The 2,896-nt window shown below is 38.0% G+C and carries 4 protein-coding genes and 1 pseudogene; all 5 read right to left on the reverse strand.

The features are described 5' to 3' along the window. Positions 1-164: 164 nt before the first annotated feature. The gene (locus RJ01_RS15470; RefSeq protein ID WP_034171732.1) at positions 165-527 is read right to left on the reverse strand and encodes a 5-carboxymethyl-2-hydroxymuconate Delta-isomerase; all 363 of its coding nucleotides are present in this window, start codon (positions 525-527) and stop codon (positions 165-167) included. 115 nt (positions 528-642) lie between these two features. Further along, positions 643-981 (reverse strand): zinc ribbon domain-containing protein YjdM, encoded by a 339-nt coding sequence (locus RJ01_RS15475; protein ID WP_034171733.1) that lies wholly within the window; start codon positions 979-981, stop codon positions 643-645. A 124-nt stretch (positions 982-1,105) separates the two neighbouring features. Further along, positions 1,106-1,552 (reverse strand): SRPBCC domain-containing protein, encoded by a 447-nt coding sequence (locus RJ01_RS15480; protein WP_004785131.1) that lies wholly within the window; start codon positions 1,550-1,552, stop codon positions 1,106-1,108. A gap of 238 nt (positions 1,553-1,790) precedes the next feature. After that, positions 1,791-2,186, reverse strand: coding sequence for a ribonuclease E inhibitor RraB (locus RJ01_RS15485; RefSeq protein WP_034171734.1), 396 nt, complete (start codon positions 2,184-2,186; stop codon positions 1,791-1,793). Positions 2,187-2,436: 250 nt separating this feature from the next. Beyond that, a pseudogene (locus RJ01_RS16830) lies at positions 2,437-2,721 on the reverse strand (hypothetical protein); the annotation flags it as partial. Positions 2,722-2,896: the final 175 nt, after the last annotated feature.

Genomic DNA, 2,896 nt, shown 5'->3' on the forward strand with positions numbered 1-2,896 from the left:
TTGGTGCAAAGCCAAATGAGGACACGTCCTAGTTTTATTTATCGTTCTTTATATTTCAAAATTGCTTTGATACTTCTCAATTTTTTATTAAGTTCTTATACATTCAAGATAAAGAGAGGAACTAGGAAAACTTCATTTCTAGTCCTCACTTCAATCTAAAAAATTCAAATAATAGCTTTAGTGTAAGTTTCTTTGTCCATTTCCAGAATTTCAACACAGAGCTGAATCTTTAGCCCTGGCTGCGAGACAATGTGCTGCTGCATGACCTGAAGTACCAGCTTGGAAATTGCTTGACAAATGTCCAGACTACGACCAGTCAGGAGAAAAACTTTAGCATGCACATAAGCCTGATCTGTCTTCTGCTCTAGTCCAATCAGAAAATCTTGCTGTACAATCGCCCGGCTTTTTAAATCATTCGGCTCATTAATATAACCGGCGTTAAATAAGGCCTGATGAATTGCCAACATTAAAGGTTGGGTTTCGAGCTGCTGAATATTATCTGAATATTCAAGATGAAGATGAGGCATAAAGCATAGATCCAGGCATGATATAGTGATCAGAAGAGATTGATCTTCGAGTTTGAGGAAGAAGCATAAACCTTCAAACCCGAAGACCGAAAGCACTCATTCGTATAAGAACGTATTAGGCTTTTTTCACATATTCAGATTTGAGCTTCATGGCGCCAATGCCATCAATTTTACAGTCAATATCATGTCCATCAGTTGCATCGGGTAATAGACGAATATTTTTGACCTTAGTCCCGACTTTAACCACTGAAGAAGACCCTTTAAGTTTAAGATCCTTAATCACCGTAACTGTGTCGCCATCAGCCAGCAGATTGCCATGCGCATCCTTGATGACCACAGTTTCCTCAGTTGCTTCCCCTTCTTTCCACTCATACCCACATTCTGGGCAGATTAACAAGTCACCATCTTCATAGGTATATTCAGACTGGCATTTTGGGCATTGTGGTAGAGCCATAGCAACCTCGACAAAATAAAAAAATAAAAGAAAAAACAAAAAATTAAAGCTGAATTATAGCATCTTTGGATAGGTTCATGCTCAAGCTTTAAAAGGATCTCCCGCTCAACTTAATTAACTGAACTTAACCATCCAAAATATGTGGATTGACCAGCCAGGACAAAAGCTGCAATGACTCTTGCCAGCTTAAGTGACATGCAGATGGCGGTACCAGATCCGGATAACCCACCTGAATAATATGCAGGCTGGTGCCTACAGACACTTTTTCAAAGATGAGCGTGACTTCAATTTCACCTTTGACTTCAGGTGTAGAAAAGCAATCGGTATAGCGCAGTAGCTGGTTGGGAATAACTTCATGATAGGTGCCATGTAAATGATGCTGGGTACCGGTAGCAAAATTGGTCAGGGTGATTTTATAGCTGCCTCCCGGTTTGACTTCGGCATGCTCAACTCTGGCAGTGAAGCCATGCGGTGCCAGCCATTTTGCAATAGCATCTGGATGAATAAAGGCCCGGTACACCCGTTCCGGTGGCGCACTGAATACGCGATGCATTTTTAGGGTATAACTCATTTCAGCCTACCTTTTTTCTTGTTCTTACTGAAAGATTATTTTTATTTATTATTCGGACGGATCATCCCGATCTCGTCGGCCTCAGTATTTAAATAACTGCCCAACATACTGTACGGCCTAAATATAATTGTTATCTATCCATTTTATAGGATGTATAACAAAAAACTACAGTTGACCCGACCAATACCGCAGGCGATAAAAAACCCGGCTTAACCGGGCTTGAATAAGGAAATTTTGATTAGCTGCTACGCAGTTTGCTTTCGCCCTCTTCCGGGTCGCCTTCATCATCATAGACATAGGCCATACAGCCCCAGCCGTCATATTCACCCTGAAATTCAGCGGCAATTCTGGTAAACCATTGTTCCAGATCGACAATATTTTCATAGGTAGGCTGCATATAGACATGAATAGTAATTGTCCATTCCAGCGTATCGCTCTCCTCATCCTGATATAGGCTTATCTTTTGTTCTTCTTTAAGCAAGTGCAATGCACAGCGGTCAGCCTGTTCTTCACTATTAAAGGCTATCGAGAATTCAATTTCATGGTCGTCCTGCAGATCATCACCATCCTGATACATTTGCCACAGTACATGACCATTTTCATCGTCAGGGAATTTGTCATAATCGCGTGCCATAGAGATATCCTTATTATGATGTTTTATTATTCGATTCAGCTTAACTTATTTTATTTGAATTATCGAGTACAGAATATGAAAAAAAATTAACTTTCTCTAAATAACCAACTGAATTTTATGAATATAAATTTAATAAATTGAGAAAAAAAGCTGCATTTTCATCTAATTAAAAATACCTACATATCAATCTGCAGATTAAAAAATTTTATCGGTTGATTTGTCTTTTTTAATTGGAGTTAGGAAGCAATCACTGCAGATGGCTCAGACAAATGTACTGTTCAATGTTACAGATATCCTGATATTTTTTATATTTATTCAGTTCAGTTTTGGCGCTCCCCAACTGCATCCGTAGCTGGGTCATTTCATAATTTAATTCATCAACTTGTGTTTCATAATTAGCTAATTTACTGCGTGAATGATCCAGATTTTCCTGTAGAAACCGAATATTGTTTCTTGATAATTTCAGGCTATTGAATACCCGTAGTAATACAATGATTAAAACACTTGCGAGAACAAAGAGCGCGCCACTTAGCATCATCCTGTCCCTTACCTCTTGCACCATATATAGGCACTAAAAAATTAAAAATTTATGATGTTTTAAAGTTATTCTGCATAATTTAATGAGGAGAATCAAAGATAAAAAATGACCATAAATATTTAATATATTTAATCTTTTAAATAGATCTCTTTCATAAATCAAAAAACGATCT

Source organism: Acinetobacter sp. YZS-X1-1 (assembly GCF_000804305.1).
GTDB classification, from domain to species: Bacteria; Pseudomonadota; Gammaproteobacteria; order Pseudomonadales; family Moraxellaceae; genus Acinetobacter; species Acinetobacter variabilis.